The sequence below is a fragment of the Sphingomonas pseudosanguinis genome, from assembly GCF_014196255.1.
Lineage (GTDB): Bacteria > Pseudomonadota > Alphaproteobacteria > Sphingomonadales > Sphingomonadaceae > Sphingomonas > Sphingomonas pseudosanguinis.
Genome location: NZ_JACIDH010000002.1, coordinates 39,718 through 56,078 on the forward strand (window position 1 = coordinate 39,718; position 16,361 = coordinate 56,078).

The 16,361-nt window shown below is 66.1% G+C and carries 20 protein-coding genes; 11 read left to right on the plus strand and 9 right to left on the minus strand.

Features of this window, described 5'->3' with window-relative positions; all coding sequences use genetic code 11:
• The first annotated feature begins 237 nt into the window (after window positions 1–237).
• From fabD to mltG, 6 genes are all read left to right on the plus strand, one after another.
• Window positions 238–1,197 carry an ACP S-malonyltransferase gene (gene fabD, locus GGR48_RS04335; RefSeq protein WP_183950675.1) on the plus strand — a complete coding sequence of 320 codons (960 nt, stop codon included), beginning with the start codon at window positions 238–240 and terminating at the stop codon, window positions 1,195–1,197.
• A 46-nt stretch (window positions 1,198–1,243) separates the two neighbouring features.
• A complete protein-coding gene (locus GGR48_RS04340) occupies window positions 1,244–1,666 on the plus strand; it encodes a GxxExxY protein (RefSeq protein WP_183950676.1) in 423 nt (140 codons plus the stop codon).
• A gap of 13 nt (window positions 1,667–1,679) precedes the next feature.
• Window positions 1,680–2,420: a 3-oxoacyl-[acyl-carrier-protein] reductase gene (gene fabG, locus GGR48_RS04345; RefSeq protein ID WP_183950677.1), complete on the plus strand. Its 741-nt coding sequence runs from the start codon at window positions 1,680–1,682 to the stop codon at window positions 2,418–2,420.
• Window positions 2,421–2,583: 163 nt separating this feature from the next.
• A complete protein-coding gene (locus GGR48_RS04350; RefSeq protein ID WP_007403554.1) occupies window positions 2,584–2,820 on the plus strand; it encodes an acyl carrier protein in 237 nt (78 codons plus the stop codon).
• A 121-nt stretch (window positions 2,821–2,941) separates the two neighbouring features.
• Complete coding sequence (fabF, locus tag GGR48_RS04355; RefSeq protein ID WP_183950678.1) at window positions 2,942–4,198, plus strand: beta-ketoacyl-ACP synthase II; 1,257 nt, start codon at window positions 2,942–2,944, stop codon at window positions 4,196–4,198.
• A 416-nt stretch (window positions 4,199–4,614) separates the two neighbouring features.
• Window positions 4,615–5,583 (plus strand): endolytic transglycosylase MltG, encoded by a 969-nt coding sequence (mltG, locus tag GGR48_RS04360; RefSeq protein WP_183950679.1) that lies wholly within the window; start codon window positions 4,615–4,617, stop codon window positions 5,581–5,583.
• 145 nt (window positions 5,584–5,728) lie between these two features.
• Here mltG and bla read toward each other — a convergent pair whose 3' ends face one another.
• On the minus strand, window positions 5,729–6,604 hold the full coding sequence (bla, locus tag GGR48_RS04365) for a subclass B3 metallo-beta-lactamase (RefSeq protein ID WP_183950680.1): 876 nt from the start codon (window positions 6,602–6,604) through the stop codon (window positions 5,729–5,731).
• 161 nt (window positions 6,605–6,765) lie between these two features.
• Here bla and GGR48_RS04370 point away from each other — a divergent pair, with 161 nt between their 5' ends.
• From GGR48_RS04370 to GGR48_RS04390, 5 genes are all read left to right on the plus strand, one after another.
• Window positions 6,766–7,296, plus strand: coding sequence for a helix-turn-helix domain-containing protein (locus GGR48_RS04370; protein WP_183950681.1), 531 nt, complete (start codon window positions 6,766–6,768; stop codon window positions 7,294–7,296).
• Between the two features lie 19 nt (window positions 7,297–7,315).
• A complete protein-coding gene (locus GGR48_RS04375) occupies window positions 7,316–7,663 on the plus strand; it encodes a hypothetical protein (protein ID WP_183950682.1) in 348 nt (115 codons plus the stop codon).
• A 38-nt stretch (window positions 7,664–7,701) separates the two neighbouring features.
• Window positions 7,702–8,115 carry a hypothetical protein gene (locus GGR48_RS04380; RefSeq protein ID WP_183950683.1) on the plus strand — a complete coding sequence of 138 codons (414 nt, stop codon included), beginning with the start codon at window positions 7,702–7,704 and terminating at the stop codon, window positions 8,113–8,115.
• 47 nt (window positions 8,116–8,162) lie between these two features.
• Complete coding sequence (locus tag GGR48_RS04385) at window positions 8,163–8,459, plus strand: helix-turn-helix domain-containing protein (protein WP_183950684.1); 297 nt, start codon at window positions 8,163–8,165, stop codon at window positions 8,457–8,459.
• A gap of 223 nt (window positions 8,460–8,682) precedes the next feature.
• Entirely contained in the window at window positions 8,683–8,856 is a 174-nt protein-coding gene (locus GGR48_RS04390) for a hypothetical protein (protein ID WP_183950685.1), read from the plus strand.
• Between the two features lie 43 nt (window positions 8,857–8,899).
• Here GGR48_RS04390 and eda read toward each other — a convergent pair whose 3' ends face one another.
• From eda to GGR48_RS04430, 8 genes are all read right to left on the minus strand, one after another.
• Window positions 8,900–9,517 carry a bifunctional 4-hydroxy-2-oxoglutarate aldolase/2-dehydro-3-deoxy-phosphogluconate aldolase gene (eda, locus tag GGR48_RS04395; protein ID WP_183950686.1) on the minus strand — a complete coding sequence of 206 codons (618 nt, stop codon included), beginning with the start codon at window positions 9,515–9,517 and terminating at the stop codon, window positions 8,900–8,902.
• Window positions 9,514–10,479 (minus strand): glucokinase, encoded by a 966-nt coding sequence (gene glk / locus GGR48_RS04400; protein WP_183950687.1) that lies wholly within the window; start codon window positions 10,477–10,479, stop codon window positions 9,514–9,516. The genes eda and glk overlap by 4 nt, the downstream gene beginning before the upstream one ends.
• Window positions 10,480–10,500: 21 nt before the next feature.
• The gene (edd, locus tag GGR48_RS04405) at window positions 10,501–12,318 is read right to left on the minus strand and encodes a phosphogluconate dehydratase (RefSeq protein WP_183950688.1); all 1,818 of its coding nucleotides are present in this window, start codon (window positions 12,316–12,318) and stop codon (window positions 10,501–10,503) included.
• The gene (gene pgl / locus GGR48_RS04410) at window positions 12,315–13,025 is read right to left on the minus strand and encodes a 6-phosphogluconolactonase (protein WP_183950689.1); all 711 of its coding nucleotides are present in this window, start codon (window positions 13,023–13,025) and stop codon (window positions 12,315–12,317) included. Before pgl ends, edd begins: the two co-directional genes overlap by 4 nt.
• A 102-nt stretch (window positions 13,026–13,127) precedes the next feature.
• Complete coding sequence (zwf, locus tag GGR48_RS04415; RefSeq protein WP_183950690.1) at window positions 13,128–14,591, minus strand: glucose-6-phosphate dehydrogenase; 1,464 nt, start codon at window positions 14,589–14,591, stop codon at window positions 13,128–13,130.
• Window positions 14,592–14,614: 23 nt separating this feature from the next.
• On the minus strand, window positions 14,615–15,541 hold the full coding sequence (argC, locus tag GGR48_RS04420) for an N-acetyl-gamma-glutamyl-phosphate reductase (RefSeq protein ID WP_183950691.1): 927 nt from the start codon (window positions 15,539–15,541) through the stop codon (window positions 14,615–14,617).
• A complete protein-coding gene (locus tag GGR48_RS04425) occupies window positions 15,538–15,912 on the minus strand; it encodes an SH3 domain-containing protein (RefSeq protein ID WP_338110495.1) in 375 nt (124 codons plus the stop codon). Before GGR48_RS04425 ends, argC begins: the two co-directional genes overlap by 4 nt.
• Complete coding sequence (locus GGR48_RS04430) at window positions 15,848–16,168, minus strand: MarR family transcriptional regulator (RefSeq protein WP_058732142.1); 321 nt, start codon at window positions 16,166–16,168, stop codon at window positions 15,848–15,850. The genes GGR48_RS04425 and GGR48_RS04430 overlap by 65 nt, the downstream gene beginning before the upstream one ends.
• Window positions 16,169–16,361: the final 193 nt, after the last annotated feature.

The window sequence follows — 16,361 nt, forward strand, 5'->3', positions numbered from 1 at the left end:
GATCGCTGATGCCCACCCCATGTGGGACACCCCTCCGGCTGTCTTCCATACTTCAATACCGTCACGCCGAAATGGCATGAGGGCGGGTGAAGCAGGTGCTTCCCGCCCAATGGTGCGCCGGCTCATAGCGATTTGGCGGCAAAAGGCAAGCGGAGAAGGGGGCGTGCCCTTGCCAGCGGCGGGCGACCTTTCTACCGCGCGGGCCATCCACTTACGCTTTGATGGCAGATAAGACATATGCGTGCATTCATCTTTCCGGGCCAGGGCAGCCAGGCCGTCGGCATGGGCAAGGCGCTGGCCGAGGCGAGCCCCGTCGCCCGCGAGGTGTTCCAAGAGGTCGACGAGGCGCTGGGCCAGCATCTCTATCGCCTGATGGTCGAAGGCCCCGCCGACGAGCTGACCCTGACCGAGAATGCGCAAGCAGCGATCATGGCGAACGCCATCGCGACCCTCCGGGTGCTGGAGAAGGAGGGCGGCGTCCGCCTGTCGGAGAAGGCCGATTTCGTCGCGGGTCACTCGCTGGGCGAATATACGGCGCTGTGCGCGGCGGATGCGATCGACCTGCCGACCACGGCGCGCCTGCTGAAGCTGCGCGGTCGCGCTATGCAGGCGGCGGTGCCGGTGGGTGAGGGGGCGATGGCCGCGCTGCTCGGCGCGGATCTGGAAAAGGCCAAGACCATCGCGGGTGCGGCGGTCGATGCGATCCTGGCTGAGGGCGGTGAGGAATTGGTATGCGCCGTCGCTAACGACAATGATCCTTCGCAGGTCGTGATCTCGGGCCATCGCGCCGCGATCGAAAAGGCGGTGGCGCTCGCCAAGGACCTGGGCGCCAAGCGGGCGGTCCTGCTGCCGGTGTCGGCGCCGTTCCACTGCCCGCTGATGCAGCCCGCCGCCGACGCGATGGACGCCGCGCTCGCCGAGGCGACGATCCGTGCGCCGCTGGTGCCGGTCTATGCCAATGTCGAGGCGGCGCCGGTGGCCGATCCCGGCGCGATCCGCGCGCTGCTGGTCGCGCAGGTGACGGGCATGGTCCGCTGGCGCGAATCGGTGCTGGCGATGGAAGGTGCGGGTGTCACGCAGTTCGTCGAGTTCGGCGGCAAGGTCCTCGCCCCCATGGTCAAGCGCATCGCGCCTGATGCGGATGCGGTCAGCGTCGTGACGATGGACGATATCGAGGGGTTTCTCGCCAAGCTCTGATTTTTGCGCGCAGAGGCGCGGAGGACGCAGAGGGGGAGTTGGGACCATGCGGGAAATTGATCTCGTCAGTGGGGATGTGGTCGATGTTGCCTTGCGGTTGCATCGCGAGCTTGGCCCCGGCCTTCTCGAAAGCGTCTATGAGATTGTGCTGGCCGCCAGATTGGCGGCCATGGGCTACCCCGTCGCGCGTCAGCGCAGCATCGATATCGAATTTGAAGGCGTGCGCATCGAAGGCGCTTTCAAGATCGACCTCTTGGTCGATGAGCGGCTCGTAGTGGAAATCAAGTCGGTGGAGCGACTGGCTCCTGTTCACGCCAAACAACTTCTGACGTATCTTCGTCTCACTGGGCAACCTGTGGGGCTGCTGATCAACTTCGGAGGGGAGACGCTGCGCGAGGGCATACGTCGCCTCGTCAACAACCACGTCCCCTCTGCGTCCTCCGCGCCTCTGCGCGAACAAAATTTCTAGGGAGTTTCTCAAAATGTTCGACCTGACAGGAATGACCGCCCTCGTGACCGGCGCATCGGGTGGCCTCGGCTCGGCGGTGGCCAAGGCGCTGGCGGCGCAGGGGGCCAAGCTGGCGCTCTCAGGCTCCAATATCGACAAGCTGGAGGCGTTTCGCAGCCAGCTGGGCGGCGATCATGTCGCGGTGCCGTGCAACCTGTCCGACGCGGCCGCCGTCGATGCGCTGATCCCGCAGGCCGTGGAAGCGCTGGGGGGCAAGCTCGACATCCTGGTCAACAATGCGGGCGTGACCCGCGACAATCTGACCATGCGGATGAAGGACGAGGAGTGGGACCAGGTCATCAGCGTCAACCTGGAGGCGACCTTCCGCCTGATCCGCGCCGCCGCCAAGCCGATGATGAAGGCGCGCTTCGGCCGCATCATCTCGATCACCTCGATCGTCGGTGCGACCGGCAATCCGGGCCAGGCCAATTATGCCGCATCCAAGGCGGGCATTGTCGGCATGTCGAAGGCCGTGGCGCAGGAACTCGCCAGCCGCAATGTCACCGTCAACTGCGTCGCGCCGGGCTTCATGCGCTCGGCGATGACCGACGTTCTGCCCGAGGCGCAGAAGGCCGCGCTGCTGGGCAAGATTCCGGCCGGCGATCTGGGCAAGGGCGAGGACATCGGCGCGGCGGTCGTATACCTCGCGTCGAAGGAGGCGGGCTACGTCACGGGCCAGACGCTGCACGTCAATGGCGGCATGGCGATGCTGTAAAAGGCATAAATGGCGGCATGGCGATGCTGTAAAAGGCATATTTGCCACGAATGAGCGTATCCTGGTCCAAGTCCGTCGCTGGACGGGCTTGCCAGAAAAGAGCGCGCGTTCTACGTGCGTTCAGGAATTACCAACCCCCGATGAATTACGAGAAGGGATTACCATGAGCGAGACCGCCGACCGCGTGAAGAAGATCGTCGTCGAGCATCTCGGCGTCGAAGCCGACAAGGTGACCGAGGACGCGAGCTTCATCGACGACCTCGGTGCCGACAGCCTCGACATCGTCGAGCTCGTCATGGCGTTCGAGGAAGAGTTCGGTGTCGAGATTCCGGACGATGCCGCCGAGAAGATCACGACCGTCAAGGACGCGATCACGTATATCGACGAGAACAAGGCCTGATTCCGGGGCCTCGGCCCGCAGATGATGCGGGCCGAACAGGCCGCCAAGGCCAGGTTTCAAGCGGCTCCCCGACCCCGACATAGCGGGCGGGGAGCCGTTTTCGTATGAGATGGAGTGGAATATGCGGCGCGTTGTCGTAACTGGTCTGGGTCTTGTCACGCCGCTGGGCGCGGACGTGGAAACCGCCTGGGCCAATCTGATCGCCGGCAAGTCCGGTGCGGGGACGATCACCCGCTTCGATACCACGGGGCAGAAATGCACCATCGCGTGCGAAGTGAAGCCCAAGGATCATGAATATGGCTTCGATCCCGACAAGCGCGTCGACCACAAGGTCCAGCGTCAGGTCGATCCGTTCATCGTCTATGGCATCGACGCCGCCGGACAGGCGCTGGAAGATGCCGGTCTGACCCAGATGGACGAAGCGACCAAGCTTCGCGCGGGCGTATCGATCGGCTCGGGCATCGGCGGTCTGCCGGGCATCGAGATCGAATCGGTCAACCTGCATGAGCGCGGCCCCGGTCGGGTCAGCCCGCACTTCGTCCATGGCCGCCTGATCAACCTGATCTCGGGTCAGGTCAGCATCAAATACGGTCTGATGGGGCCGAATCATGCGGTCGTGACCGCTTGCTCGACCGGCGCGCATTCGATCGGTGATGCGGCGCGCATGATCCGCGACGACGATGCCGACATCATGCTGGCCGGTGGTGCGGAAAGCACCATCAACCCGCTGGGCGTGGCGGGCTTTGCTCAGGCGCGCGCGCTTAACATGAGCATGAACGATCGTCCGACCGAGGCGAGCCGCCCTTATGACAAAGGGCGCGACGGCTTCGTGATGGGTGAGGGCGCGGGCGTCATCGTGCTCGAGGAATATGAGCACGCCAAGGCGCGCGGCGCGAAGATCTATGCCGAGGTCGTCGGCTATGGCCTGTCGGGCGATGCCTATCACGTCACCGCGCCGCATCCCGAGGGCAAGGGCGCCGAGAATGCGATGCGCATGGCGCTGCGCAAGGCGGGCATGGAGCCGTCGGACATCGACTATATCAACGCGCACGGCACCTCGACCATGGCCGACACGATCGAACTGGCCGCCGCCAAGCGCGTGTTCGGCGACGACCTGTCGGGCGCGTCGATGTCGAGCACCAAGTCGGCGATCGGCCATCTTCTGGGCGGTGCCGGTGCGGTGGAGAGCATTTTCTGCATCCTGGCGCTGCGCGACCAGATCGTGCCGCCGACGCTGAACCTCGACAATCCGGACGAGGGCACCGAGGGCGTCGACCTGGTGCCGCACACGGCCAAGAAGCGTGAGGTGAAGGCGGTGCTGAACAACTCGTTCGGCTTCGGCGGCACCAATGCTTCGCTGGTGATGAAGGCGATCTAATCCGTCCAACCGCCGTTCGTGGGGGGTGTTGCGTCTTGGGGGATCCCTGTGGCCTTCGACTGCGCTCAGGCCGAACGGCGGTGGGTCGCCCCCAATTCTACGCTACGCCCACATCCTGCCTTCCGTTCGGCCTGAGCCCTTCGGCTGGCTGGCAAGCCAGCCGCTCAGGATAAACTTCGGCGCGGAGCGCCGAAGTCGAAGGCCACGGGATGCGGGGTGAGTTTAGGGCGTGCACTTCGACTTCGCTCAGTGCGAACGCAGAGTGGGCTTATTGAATGACAACCCCGGCACCGTTCGGGTCTGCTTGCAAAATGGTTCGGCTCACGTCATCGGCCAAACAAGCAAGCAGACCCGGATCGGTGCCGGGGTTGTTTCCTGTCCGGGCCCATGCGCCCTAGTCAAAAACCGGGTGAGATATGCGCAAGGTCGGCTGTATCGGGTTGCTGCTGGGGCTGATCGGCATCGCCGTCTTCGCCTGGGTCGCGCATGACTGGGCAGGTAGCGGCCCGGCGGACAAGCCGCTCGCGGTCGTCGTGCCCGAGGGCGCCAGTCTCGCCCGTGCCGCCAACGAACTGCAAAAGGCGGGTGCGATCCGCTCAGCCGGCCGCTTCCGCCTCTATGCCCGGCTGTTCGGCGATGGCGGTGCGATCAAGGCGGGCGAATATGCCATCCCCGAACAGGCCAGCGCGTCCGACGTCCTGACCCTGTTGCAGGAGGGCACGGTTCGCCAGCGGCTGGTCCCCGTGCCCGAGGGCTATCCGTCGGTGCTGGTCCATGACGCACTGATGCGCGCCGATGGCCTGACCGGCGATGTGCCCGTCCCCGCCGAAGGATCGGTCCTGCCCGACAGCTATGCCTATCAGAAGGGCGACACCCGCGCCTCGGTGGTGGCGCGGATGCAAAAGGCGATGAAGGACTATCTCGCAAAGGCCTGGGCGAAGCGGAAGCCGGGCATCGCGGTCACCTCGCCCGAGCAGGCGATCATCCTGGCGTCGATCGTCGAGAAGGAAACGGGCAAGTCGTCCGAGCGGCGGACCGTGGCGGCGGTCTATGGCAATCGCCTTCGCATCGGCATGCCGCTTCAGGCCGACCCGACCGTCATCTATCCGATCACCAAGGGCCGTCCGCTCGGCCGCCGTATCCTTCGGTCGGAACTGCACGCCAAGAATGGCTACAACACCTATGCCAGCCCCGGCCTGCCGATCGGGCCGATCGCCAATCCGGGCCGCGCCTCGATCGACGCGGTGCTCGACCCGGCGGACAGCAAGGCGCTGTATTTCGTCGCGGACGGATCGGGTGGCCATGTCTTCGCCGACACGCTGCCCGAGCATAATGCCAATGTGCAGAAATGGTACGCGATCCGCCGCCAGCGCGGCGAGATGTAGAGGCTGCGGACTCCTTCCTGTTCCTCCCCTGTAAGGGGAGGTGGCAGGCCGAAGGCCTGACGGAGGGGTGTCATCGCTCGGTAGATGGGGCCTCACCCAACGACCGCATCCACCCCTTCCCTTGCAGGGGAGGAATGGACGCGGTCTAGCGTCGCTCGCTGGCGAGCCGCTGGGCGAGTTTCCGCTGCGAAGAGGCGGCATAGGTCCGGCAGGCGCCGGGCGCCGTCAGGAACCGGCTGGTCGCGCCGTCCTGATCGGCATGGGCGGTGATCAGAATGTCGCAGGGCAGGGCGCGCATCGCCGCCTGACCGCGCGCGAAGGCCGCGACCACCGCCGTGTTGGCGGATGCGGAGAAGCGATAATCGTCGGTCGACACCGGGTTGAGGCTGGCGGCGAAGACGATCGCCTTGCACCGCTGGCCTTCGCAGGCGCGCCAGTTCCAGCTCATGCTGCCCATCGTATGGCCGGGCGTCGCGCGTGCGATGACGCTGGTATCGCCCAGCGTGATGCGTTCGCCGTCGCGGACGACCCGCACCGCGCGAACCGCCGGAAAGCGGCTGTCATAGCCGATCTGCGGATCGTCCGCCGCCAGGCGGCCGGTGCGCAATCCCTCGGCCCCGCGCGCGCTCGCGATCACCGTCGCGCCGGTATCGCGCGCCAACGCGGCCAGGCCGCCGGCATGATCGAAATGCGGCTCGGTGCTCAGAATGTATTTTATGTCGCGCGGTGCGAAGCCCAGTTTGCGGACATTGGCGAGGATCGCCGGCGCCCCCTGGGGCAGCGCGCCGTCGATCAGGATCAGGCCCTTGCCCGTATCGATCAGCGCGACGTTCAGCCCGCCGAACCCGACCAGATAGGTCTTGCCGAACACCCGCACCGGCGGGCGCGGGGACAGCCATTCGGCGGCATGATCGGTGACGATCGGCCGGGTCAGCGGATCGGCGGCTTGCGGGATGGCTGGGGCGGCGAGGGCGATCAGCCAGGGGGCGATCAACCAGGGTGCGATGGGCTGCGCGAACATGGGCGGGGTTCCTCCTGTCGATCCTCATGCGCCAAGACGCCGGCGGCGCATAGCATTCCCGTTGCGGGCCATTGCGGAAGAATTCCAGACGGATAAATCCACACCGGGTCGTTTAACCATAAGCGAAGAATGATATTGCAACCTCGAGCGAGGGAGCGAACTTGGACAAGATTTTGGGATTGAGCGAACAGCAGAAAGCCTGTTTGCGCCTCGTGCATCGGGGACTGCGGACGAAGGAGATCGCACCGATCGTCCAATTGGCCCCCGCTTCGATCGACACCTATATCCGACAGGCCATGATCCAGCTGGGCACCCGCGATCGGCGCGAGGCGGCCAGGATGCTGGTGGAGTTCGAGGCGACCGACGGCCGACCCGTCGCCGCGCCCGTCGAGGCCGAAAACGCCGCCGGGAACCGCGATCCCGAGACGGATTCCACGCCTTCCAACCTATCCGAACGATTCGTATCCGAATTGGAAGGCCTTCCCAAACCCCTGTCCGATCGCGGAAATCGGCCACGGCGGATCGGTCGGGCAATCGTCGCATTGCTCAGGCCACCGCCGGTCGGGGGCGTCCAAAACGAACTGATGCTCGTCGACCGTATCCGAGAGATGCTGCGCGCCGCCTGTTTCATGGTCGTCGTCGTGGCGAGTTTGACGCTCATTTTCATCGGGGCCTTGCGGACACTTCGCTGAGGCCCCTTGTGGAGGCCCCATGGTTACGCTTGATCCGAATGATGCCGCTGCCGTCGCCCGCGATACCCAGTCCGCCTTTCGTCAGCTCGACGACGCGCTGCGCAGCACCGCGACCTTGACCATCTCGTTCCTCAACGCCGTGGCCGATGCCGGTGTGACTGCCAAGGAAAGCCAGCGCATCCTGTCCGTGTTCCACAAGAGCCAGGGCGACATCGTCGCGGCGCGGGGCGGCATGACGGCGGCGACGGCGATGCTGACGGGTATCCAGCGGCGCAGCAACATCGCCGAGACCGGTTTCGGTTGCCCCGGCCCGAACAACCCGCTGGACTATGCCCAGGAAACCCCGCCGCTGCGCATCGTCGCCTGACCGCGCAATCATGGCATGAGAAAGGTGATCGATAGCTCATGGTGCAGGTCACCTTTCTCGTCCTGACGATATTCAGCCTGATCTATGCGGGCCTTTTTGGTGGAAGGGATGGCCGATGGGCCGCGGGCTTCATAATGCTGGCCGTCATGCTGACAGCCGTGGACGATCTGGTGCATCCGTCCTACGCCAGCATGCATCCGATGGCGGTGGCGATCGACGCCGGGCTGTTGGCGGCGCTCATGGCGTTGATGGCGGGCAGTCGCTCCTATTGGCCGATCTGGATGGCCGCCGCGCAGATGCTGACAACGATCAGCCATTGTGCCGTGGCGTTCGTCCCGCAATTCGTGCCGAGAATCTATTACGCGCTGGGCACGGTCTGGGCGATCCCGTGTCTGGGATCGATGGTGGTTGGGATCGCGCTCGATCGGGCGGCGCGGAAACCCATCGCCTGACCGCATGGCTCGAGATTTATCTGAAGGCGCAGGATGCGCGTCGCCGGATGTTCCCCGCAGGGCTGATGGGCGATCCGGCCTGGGACATGATGGTCGACCTGTTCGTCACCGAAGCCAAGGGCAAGCGCCTGTCGGTCAGCAGCGCCTCGGTCGCGACCCGCACCGCACAGACCACGGGTCTGCGCTGGATCAACCGGCTGGTGGACGAGGGGCTGGTGATCCGCCTGAGCGACTCGACCGATCGCCGTCGCAACTTCCTGGTGCTGAGCGATGGTAGTTGGGCAAGGGTTCGCGATTGGGCGCGTGAGACGAGTGCGGCACTCGCCGCCGCGACACAGGACTAGGGCGGATCGACATTCAGTCCCCCTCAATTCCTCCCCTGCAAGGGGAGGGGGACCATGCGCAGCATGGTGGAGGGGTGTCACCGCTTGCGATGTTTGATCGACCTCGCAGGCCGGGACACCCCTCCGTCAGGCCTGCGGCCTGCCACCTCCCCTTCCAGGGGAGGAATAAAGTGAATGTCGATCTGCCCTAGGATCGTGGTGCCACCCGCTCTAGGATGCGCGGGTGACGAACGATCAACACCAGACCTTGCGCGACCTGATCATGAACGCGCTGCTGACGGCGGATGAAATGGGGGCCGCGAGTGTCGCCATCTGGCTGGATGCGGCGCTGGTGGAATTGACCGGGCAGGGCATACCCCCTGCCAGCGCCGCCGCATTGGTCGGCCTGCAAAGCTGAGAAGGGGGGCATGGCCTGGCGCCACGCCCCCGCAATGTCTTGATCAGCCCGCGATCTGCGGGCGCAGCGCCGAGGCTGCCCGGGCCTTGGCCTCCACATCGGCCATCGAACCACCCGTCACCCAGCTGCCGCCGACGCACAGCACGCGGTCAAAGGCCAGCCAGTCGGGGGCGCTCGCCTCGGTGATGCCGCCGGTCGGGCAGAAGCGTGCCTGATAGAAGGGCGCGGCGAGCGCCTTGAGCGCCTTCAGCCCGCCGCTCGTCTCGGCCGGGAAGAACTTGAAGTGCGTCAGGCCCAGATCCAGCCCGCGCATGATGTCGCCCGCATTGGCGATGCCGGGCAGATAAGGGATGCCGCTTTCCACGACTGCCGTACCCAGCCGATCGGTCAGGCCCGGCGAGACGATGAACTCCGCACCCGCATCCGCCACGTCGCGCAGCTGCTGTTCGTTGACGACGGTGCCCGCACCGACGATCGCGCCGGGGACCTTCTTCATCTCGGCCATGGCCTCCAGCGCGGCGGGGGTGCGCAGCGTCACCTCCAGCACCTTCAGACCGCCCGCGACCAGCGCTTCGGCGAGCGGGCGGGCGGTGGCGGCGTCGTCGATGACCAGCACGGGGATGACCGCGCTGGTGCGCATGATGGTGGCTATGTCGGTCATGAATGCTCCTGGGCAAAGGCCGCGGCCGCGCCGAAGAGGCCGGGCTGGGGATGGGTGATAAGCTTGACGGGGATGCGCGCCATCAGCGACTGGAAGCGGCCCTTGGCGACAAAGCGTTGGTCGAAGCCCGAGCGCAGCAGCTTGTCCTTGATCCGGTAGCCGAGGCCGCCCGCGATCACGACGGTCTTGGCCCCCTGCGCCAGCGCGAAGTCGCCCGCGACGGCACCCAGCGCGAGACAGAAACGATCGAGCGCAGCGAGCGCGATCGAATCGGTGCCTTCCAGCGCCTCGGTCCAGATTTCGCGGTCGTCGCGGCTGGGCACCGCGCGGCCCTCCAGTGAGGCCAGCGTCTCATAGATGGCGACGATGCCGGGGCCGGAGCAGATCCGCTCGCACGACACGCGGGTATAGGTGCGGCGCAGGCGCTTCAGGATCGCATCCTCGATCCCGTCGAGCGGGGCATAGTCCATATGCCCGCCCTCGGTTTCGATGACGTGATAGCGGTTGGGCGTCATCAGCACCTGCGCGACGCCCAGACCCGTGCCGGGGCCGCAGACGGTGACGACGCCGTGTTCGGGCATCGGCTCCTCGGGGCCGCAGATATGGAGAAAATCCTCCTGCGGCACCTGCGCGACCGCATGGCCGACCGCGCCGAAATCGTTGATGACGGTATAGACGTCGGCGCCCAGCCGCTCGGGAATGAGCGAGGGGCGGATGACCCAGGGATTGTTGGTCATGCGGATCACGTCGCCGGTGATCGGCGAGGCGATGGCGAGCGAGGCAGCCTTGGGCAGCGGGCGACCCAGATGCGCCTCGAACGCCTGCCAGGCGGTCTGGAGCGACGCGTGCTCGGCGGTCTTCTGCGTGCAGGGTTCGCCCAGCTTCACCACGCGCCCATTCTCGACCTCGGCGATCGCGAAGCGCGCATGCGTGCCTCCGATGTCGACGGCGACGATTTCCATGATGTCCTCCCCTTTTGTCTTTTACAGGCCCGCGCCGGCGAGAATGGGCGAAGCGCCCTTCTCGGCTTCGTCGGCGGCCTGGCGGAACAGCGCGAACAGCTCGCGGCCCATGCCCTGTGCCGGGGCGGGCGTCTCGGCCTGCTGTCGTGCTGCCCATTCGGTCGGATCGACCAGCGCGTTCAGCGTGCCCTCGACCGCATCCAGCCGAACGATGTCGCCGTCGCGGATCAGGCCGATCGCGCCGCCGCCGATCGCCTCGGGGCTGAGATGGATGGCGCACGGGACCTTGCCGCTGGCGCCCGACATGCGGCCGTCGGTGACGAGTGCGACCTTGAAGCCCCGGTTCTGGAGCACGCCCAGCGGCGGGGTCAGCTTGTGCAGCTCGGGCATGCCATTGGCCTTGGGGCCTTGGAAACGGACGACGACGACGACGTCGCGTTCCAGCTCGCCCGCCTTGAACGCGGCCTGCACCTCAGACTGGTCGGAGAAGACGCGGGCAGGCGCCTCGATGACCCAGCGCTCGCGCTCGACCGCCGACACCTTGATACAGGCGCGGCCCAGATTGCCCGACAGGATGCGCATGCCGCCATCGGCCGAGAAGGGCGCGACGGCGGGGCGCAGGATCGTCTCGTCACCGCTGTCGCCGACCGGGGTCCAGCTGAGCTTGTCGCCCTCGATCACCGCCGTCTGGCCATAATCGGACAGGTCCTTGCCCGCGACGGTCAGGATGTCGCGGTGGAGAAGCCCGGCGGAGAGAAGCTCGCGGATGACATAGGGCATGCCACCCGCTGCCTCGAACCCGTTCACATCGGCCGAGCCGTTGGGATAGACGCGCGCGATCAGCGGCACGGCGGCCGACAGGCGATCCATGTCCTCCCAGTCGATGATAATCCCCGCCGCGCGTGCGATGGCGGGCAGGTGGATCAGGTGATTGGTCGAGCCGCCGGTTGCCAGCAGGCCGACCGCCGCGTTGACGATCGCCTTTTCATCGACGCAGCGCCCCAGCGGGCGATAGTCGTCGCCCCGCTGGCCGATCGCAGCCAGCCGGTGGACGGCGGCGCGGCTGAGTTCCTGCCGCAGCTTGGTGCCCGGATTGACGAAGGCGGCCCCCGGCATGTGCAGGCCCATCACCTCCATCATCATCTGATTGGTGTTGGCGGTGCCGTAGAAGGTGCAGGTACCCTTGGAATGATAGGCGGCGATCTCGGCATCGAGCAGTTCGTCGCGCCCCGCCTTGCCCTCGGCAAAGGCTTCGCGGACGGCGGCCTTCTGCTTGTTGGGCAGGCCGGTCGGCATCGGTCCGCCGGGGACCAGGATCATCGGCAGATGCCCGAAGCGCAGCGCACCCATCAGCAGACCCGGCACGATCTTGTCACAGATGCCGAGCAGCGCCGCGCCCTCGAAGGTACCGTGGCTCAGCGCGACGGCGGTCGACAGCGCGATGGTGTCGCGGCTGAACAGCGACAGCTCCATGCCCGCATAGCCCTGCGTCACGCCGTCGCACATGGCGGGCACGCCGCCCGCGACCTGCGCCGTCGCGCCGACTTCGCGTGCCCAGACCTTCATCAGTTCGGGGTAGCGATAATAGACGGCATGGGCCGACAGCATGTCGTTATAGGCCGACACGATGCCGATATTCATGCCGCGATCCGCCTTCATGGCGTCGCGGTCTTCCTCGGTCCCGGCATAGGCATGGGCGAGGTTGGCGCAGCCCAGATTGGGGCGGCGCACCGCCGTCTCGGCCTCATGCGCGATCAGGTCGAGATAGGCCTGACGTCCCGGACGCGAGCGTTCGATGACCCGGTCGGTGACGGCAGAGACGGCGGCGTTGAGGCTCATTGCTCGCTCCAGTGGATGTCGATCGGCAGTTCGACCTCGGCCAGCACCCGGCCGACCGGATAGGGGGAGGAGGCGCCTTCCTTGATCGCGTCCTCGAGCACCTTCTTCTTGGCGGGGCCCGAGATGGCGAACATGATCGAACGGGCCGAGACGATGCCCGCCCGGCTGAGCGTCACGCGCGCGACCGGTGCTTCGGGCGGCAGCGGGTCGGGCATCAGGCCCAGCGCACGGCGTTCCTTCGGGCCGTTGAGCGCTTCGTCATAATCCGGGCCCGGGAAGATCGAGGCCGTGTGGCCGTCGGTGCCCATGCCCAGCAGGACGAGGTCGAGCGGCCAGTGGAGTTCCTGCATCAGCGCATCGGCCGAGCGGCCAGCCGCCTTATAGTCCTGCGTCGCCTGCGGCACGATCGGCATGACGCGCGCGCCCTTGGGCAGGAAGATCTTGCCGATCATCGTCACGTTGGACAGCGGGTCGCCCAGCGGCACGATACGCTCGTCGGCGGGGACGATGGTCACGCGCTTCCAATCTAGCTTGGCCTGGGCCAGTTTCTCATAGACCGGGATCGGCGTCTTGCCGCCGGACAGCGCGATCACCGCCGCGCCGCGTGCCTCGATCGCGCTTTCGATGATGAACTGGATGTCGCCCGCCAGCGCGTTCGCCATCTCGGTGGTGTCTTCGTAATCCCACCATTCGATTTCGTCGGTCATTATACTCGTATCCCGAATATCTGGGCGCGGTGATCGGCCCGCCATGCGAGCGGGCCGAGATCGCGCGAATAAGGCCCGGCTTCGTTACGAAGCCGGAATCGGTCAATCGTCCTGCCAGGTCACGCCGTCGCGCTCGGTCAGCGCGATCGCGGCGGACGGCCCCCAGCTCCCGCTGGGATAGGTCTTGGGCTTGACGTCATTGGCGTCCCAGCCGGCGCGGATGGCATCGATCCAGGTCCATTGCGCCTCCACCTCGTCGCGGCGGACGAACAGCGTCTGGTCACCCTCGATCAGGTCGAGCAACAACCGCTCATAGGCGATGCGGCGGCGGGTGCCCGCAAACTCGGCATCGAGCGACAGGTTCAGCGGCACCTCGCGCAGGCGGATACCGTCGCGGTCGAGGCCGGGCTCCTTCGCCATCACCAGCAGCTGAATATATTCCTCCGGCTGCAAACGGATGACCAGCGTATTGGGCTGGAGCAGGCCGCCGCGACCGGCAAACATCGAATGCGGCACCGGCTTGAACTGGATCGCGATTTCGGAACGGCGCGCGGCCATGCGCTTGCCGGTACGCAGATAGAAGGGCACGCCCTGCCAGCGCCAATTGTCGACATGCGCCTTGATCGCGACGAACGTCTCGGTCTTGGACGGCTTGCCCAGTTCGTCGGCATAGGAACCGACGATCTTGCCGCCCACCGCACCGTCGGCATACTGACCGGTGACGGTGTTGTGCGGGACTTCCTCGGGCGTCATCAGGCGCAACGAGCGGAAGACCTTGGCCTTTTCGTCGCGGATCGCGGTGCCGTCATAGCGGGCCGGCGGCTCCATCGCGATGAGCGCGAGCAGTTGCAGGATATGGTTCTGCACCATGTCGCGCAGCGCGCCGGCGCCCTCGTAATAGCCCGCGCGATCCTCCAGCCCGACCGTCTCGGCGATGGTGATCTGGACGTTGTCGATGCCATGCGCGTTCCAGATCGGCTCGAAGAAGAAATTGCCGAAGCGCAGCGCCAGGATGTTTTGGACGGTTTCCTTGCCCAGATAATGGTCGATGCGGAACGTCCGCTCCTCGGGGAAGCCGAACGCAACCGCGTCGTTGATCTCCTTGGACGAGGCGAGGTCGTAGCCGAGCGGCTTTTCCAGGCCGATCCGCACCGTCTCACCCGCCAGGCCGACCGATTCGAGGCCCTTGATAGTGGACTCGAACAGGCTGGGCGCGGTCGACAGATAGATGGCCAGCCCGTTCGACACGTCGCCGACCTTCTCGGCGAGCGCCGGGAAGCCCTCCGTGGTGGAGGCGTCGAGCGACTGATATTGCAGGCGCTGCAGGAAGCCGTCGATCCATTCGGGCTTCTTGCGATCCTCGGGCAGGAAGGTGTCGAGCGCGTGCGCGGCGAATTCGCGGAAGCTGGCATCGTCATGATCCGACCGCGCCGTACCGGTGATGGTCAGCCCTTCGGGCAACAGGCCATCGGCATGAAGGTTGAACAGCGAGGGCAGCAACATGCGCTGCGACAAATCGCCGGTCGCGCCGAACAGCAGCAGCTTGCCTACGGGATTGCGCGTCATGACGTCTCCTTCGAAAACGGAGCTTAAAGGACCAGGCCGGCGGTCGGATCAAGCCCGGCCATGATGTTCAAATTCTGGACCGCCGCACCCCCGGCACCCTTGCCCAGGTTGTCGAGCGTGGCGATCAGTCGCGCCTGACCCGTGGCCGCATTGCCGCAGACGCGCAAGGTCATCCGGTCGGTTCCGGCATTTTCCTCGATGTTCACCGCCGCTACGGCATCGGCCGAAAAGCGCACGATGCGGCTATCGGCATAGGCCTCGGCCAGCACGTCGGCGATACGGTCGAGCGAGGGCGCGCCGGGCAGGGCGTAGAGGGGCAGGGGCACCTCGACGACCATGCCGCGATAGGTGTCGACCACGGCGGGCGCGAAGATCGGGGCGTAGGTCAGGCCCGAATGGACCTGCATCTCGGGCGCGTGCTTGTGCGCGAGGGTGAGGCCATAGGGGCGGAAGGCGCGCTCCTCGGCGGTCTCATATTCGGCGATCATCGCCTTGCCGCCACCCGAATAGCCCGAGGCGGCGTTGACGGAAACCGGCCAATCGGCGGGGACGATGCCGGCACGCACCAGCGGCCGGACGAGCGCGAGGAAGCCGGTGGGATAGCAACCGGGGTTCGAGACGAAGCGCGCCGACGCGATCCGATCCTGCTGCTCCGGCTCCAGTTCCGCCAGGCCATAGACCCAGCCTTGCGTCGTGCGGTGCGCGGTCGAGGCGTCGACGACCCGCGTCCGGTCGTTGCCGATCAGCGAGACGGCTTCACGCGCGGCATCGTCGGGCAGGCAGAGGATAACGAAATCGGCGTCGTTGATCGCCTCGCGCCGCGCCTCGGCGTCCTTGCGGCGGTCATCGGGCAGGGTGACGATCGAGAGGTCGGCACGGCCCGACAGCCGGTCCGCGATCTCCAGCCCCGTGGTGCCGGCGCCGCCATCGATGAACACCGTCTTCGTCACTGCACCTTCTCCAGCAATGCCGCGTCGCAATAGCCGACCAGCCCGAGCAGCGGCGCGATGCCCCAGGCATGGCCACCCGCCAGTTCCAGCACTTCAAAGGCCTCACCGGCCTTCAGCTCGGCCAGCACCGCCGAATCCGGACGACGCCCCTCACGCAGCGTAGCGGGGGCGTTGGTGCGATAGGAGAGGGGGGCGGCGTAATGCGGCGCGAATACGTATTCAGCCAGTCGCACGTCCGCCAGATCGGGGCGCACCGCATTGGTGCGCGGGTCGAGGCGCGCCGTGCGCCCCTGCAGTGCGAAGCTCTTACGCGCTGGCCCGCTGGAGGGCGGGGGCGTCGCCAGCGCCGATGAAATGTCCGAATTCTTCAAGAAAGTCCGCCCCTTCAGGTGTCCTGGCGACAAAGATGTTGCGCTTGTCGCTATCGTCGCGTTGGCGGCGCAGATAGCCCAGCGTTCCCAATCTATTCAAGGCGCGGGTAACGACAGGTTTCGAGACGTTCAAGGCGCGCGCCAAACCGCGCACCGTATGGGGGCCGGGACGAAGATAGACGACGAGCAGCAGGGCCATCTGGCGATTGGTCAGGTCGGGTTCACCCGAGCGGACATAATCGACCAGGGCGCTCATCCAGGCCAGCAGCGACTGCGGTTCGTGTGGGTGGGACACGATGGCGATTCCAATGGCTGTGCCGGGCTTTGCCGGGCGTTGTTTCGATGTCATAACGCCCTTTGTTCGTGCTGGTTTCCACTCCTGTTCCCCGCTCCACAACATCTTAAAATGCGGCCTCCGGGGAACCATTTGGCGCCTCGATCATGCCCCC

Excerpts from the sequence above, each read along its gene's own strand:
- fabF (WP_183950678.1), top strand. The coding sequence starts at position 2,942 with ATGCGGCGCGTTGTCGTAACTGGTCTGGGTCTTGTCACGCCGCTGGGC.
- GGR48_RS04385 (WP_183950684.1), top strand. The coding sequence starts at position 8,163 with ATGTTCCCCGCAGGGCTGATGGGCGATCCGGCCTGGGACATGATGGTC.
- zwf (WP_183950690.1), bottom strand. The coding sequence starts at position 14,591 with ATGACGCGCAATCCCGTAGGCAAGCTGCTGCTGTTCGGCGCGACCGGC.
- fabD (WP_183950675.1), top strand. The coding sequence starts at position 238 with ATGCGTGCATTCATCTTTCCGGGCCAGGGCAGCCAGGCCGTCGGCATG.
- mltG (WP_183950679.1), top strand. The coding sequence starts at position 4,615 with ATGCGCAAGGTCGGCTGTATCGGGTTGCTGCTGGGGCTGATCGGCATC.
- bla (WP_183950680.1), bottom strand. The coding sequence starts at position 6,604 with ATGTTCGCGCAGCCCATCGCACCCTGGTTGATCGCCCCCTGGCTGATC.
- GGR48_RS04380 (WP_183950683.1), top strand. The coding sequence starts at position 7,702 with ATGGTGCAGGTCACCTTTCTCGTCCTGACGATATTCAGCCTGATCTAT.
- pgl (WP_183950689.1), bottom strand. The coding sequence starts at position 13,025 with ATGACCGACGAAATCGAATGGTGGGATTACGAAGACACCACCGAGATG.
- GGR48_RS04375 (WP_183950682.1), top strand. The coding sequence starts at position 7,316 with ATGGTTACGCTTGATCCGAATGATGCCGCTGCCGTCGCCCGCGATACC.
- GGR48_RS04340 (WP_183950676.1), top strand. The coding sequence starts at position 1,244 with ATGCGGGAAATTGATCTCGTCAGTGGGGATGTGGTCGATGTTGCCTTG.
- fabG (WP_183950677.1), top strand. The coding sequence starts at position 1,680 with ATGTTCGACCTGACAGGAATGACCGCCCTCGTGACCGGCGCATCGGGT.
- GGR48_RS04430 (WP_058732142.1), bottom strand. The coding sequence starts at position 16,168 with ATGAGCGCCCTGGTCGATTATGTCCGCTCGGGTGAACCCGACCTGACC.
- edd (WP_183950688.1), bottom strand. The coding sequence starts at position 12,318 with ATGAGCCTCAACGCCGCCGTCTCTGCCGTCACCGACCGGGTCATCGAA.
- GGR48_RS04350 (WP_007403554.1), top strand. The coding sequence starts at position 2,584 with ATGAGCGAGACCGCCGACCGCGTGAAGAAGATCGTCGTCGAGCATCTC.
- eda (WP_183950686.1), bottom strand. The coding sequence starts at position 9,517 with ATGACCGACATAGCCACCATCATGCGCACCAGCGCGGTCATCCCCGTG.
- glk (WP_183950687.1), bottom strand. The coding sequence starts at position 10,479 with ATGGAAATCGTCGCCGTCGACATCGGAGGCACGCATGCGCGCTTCGCG.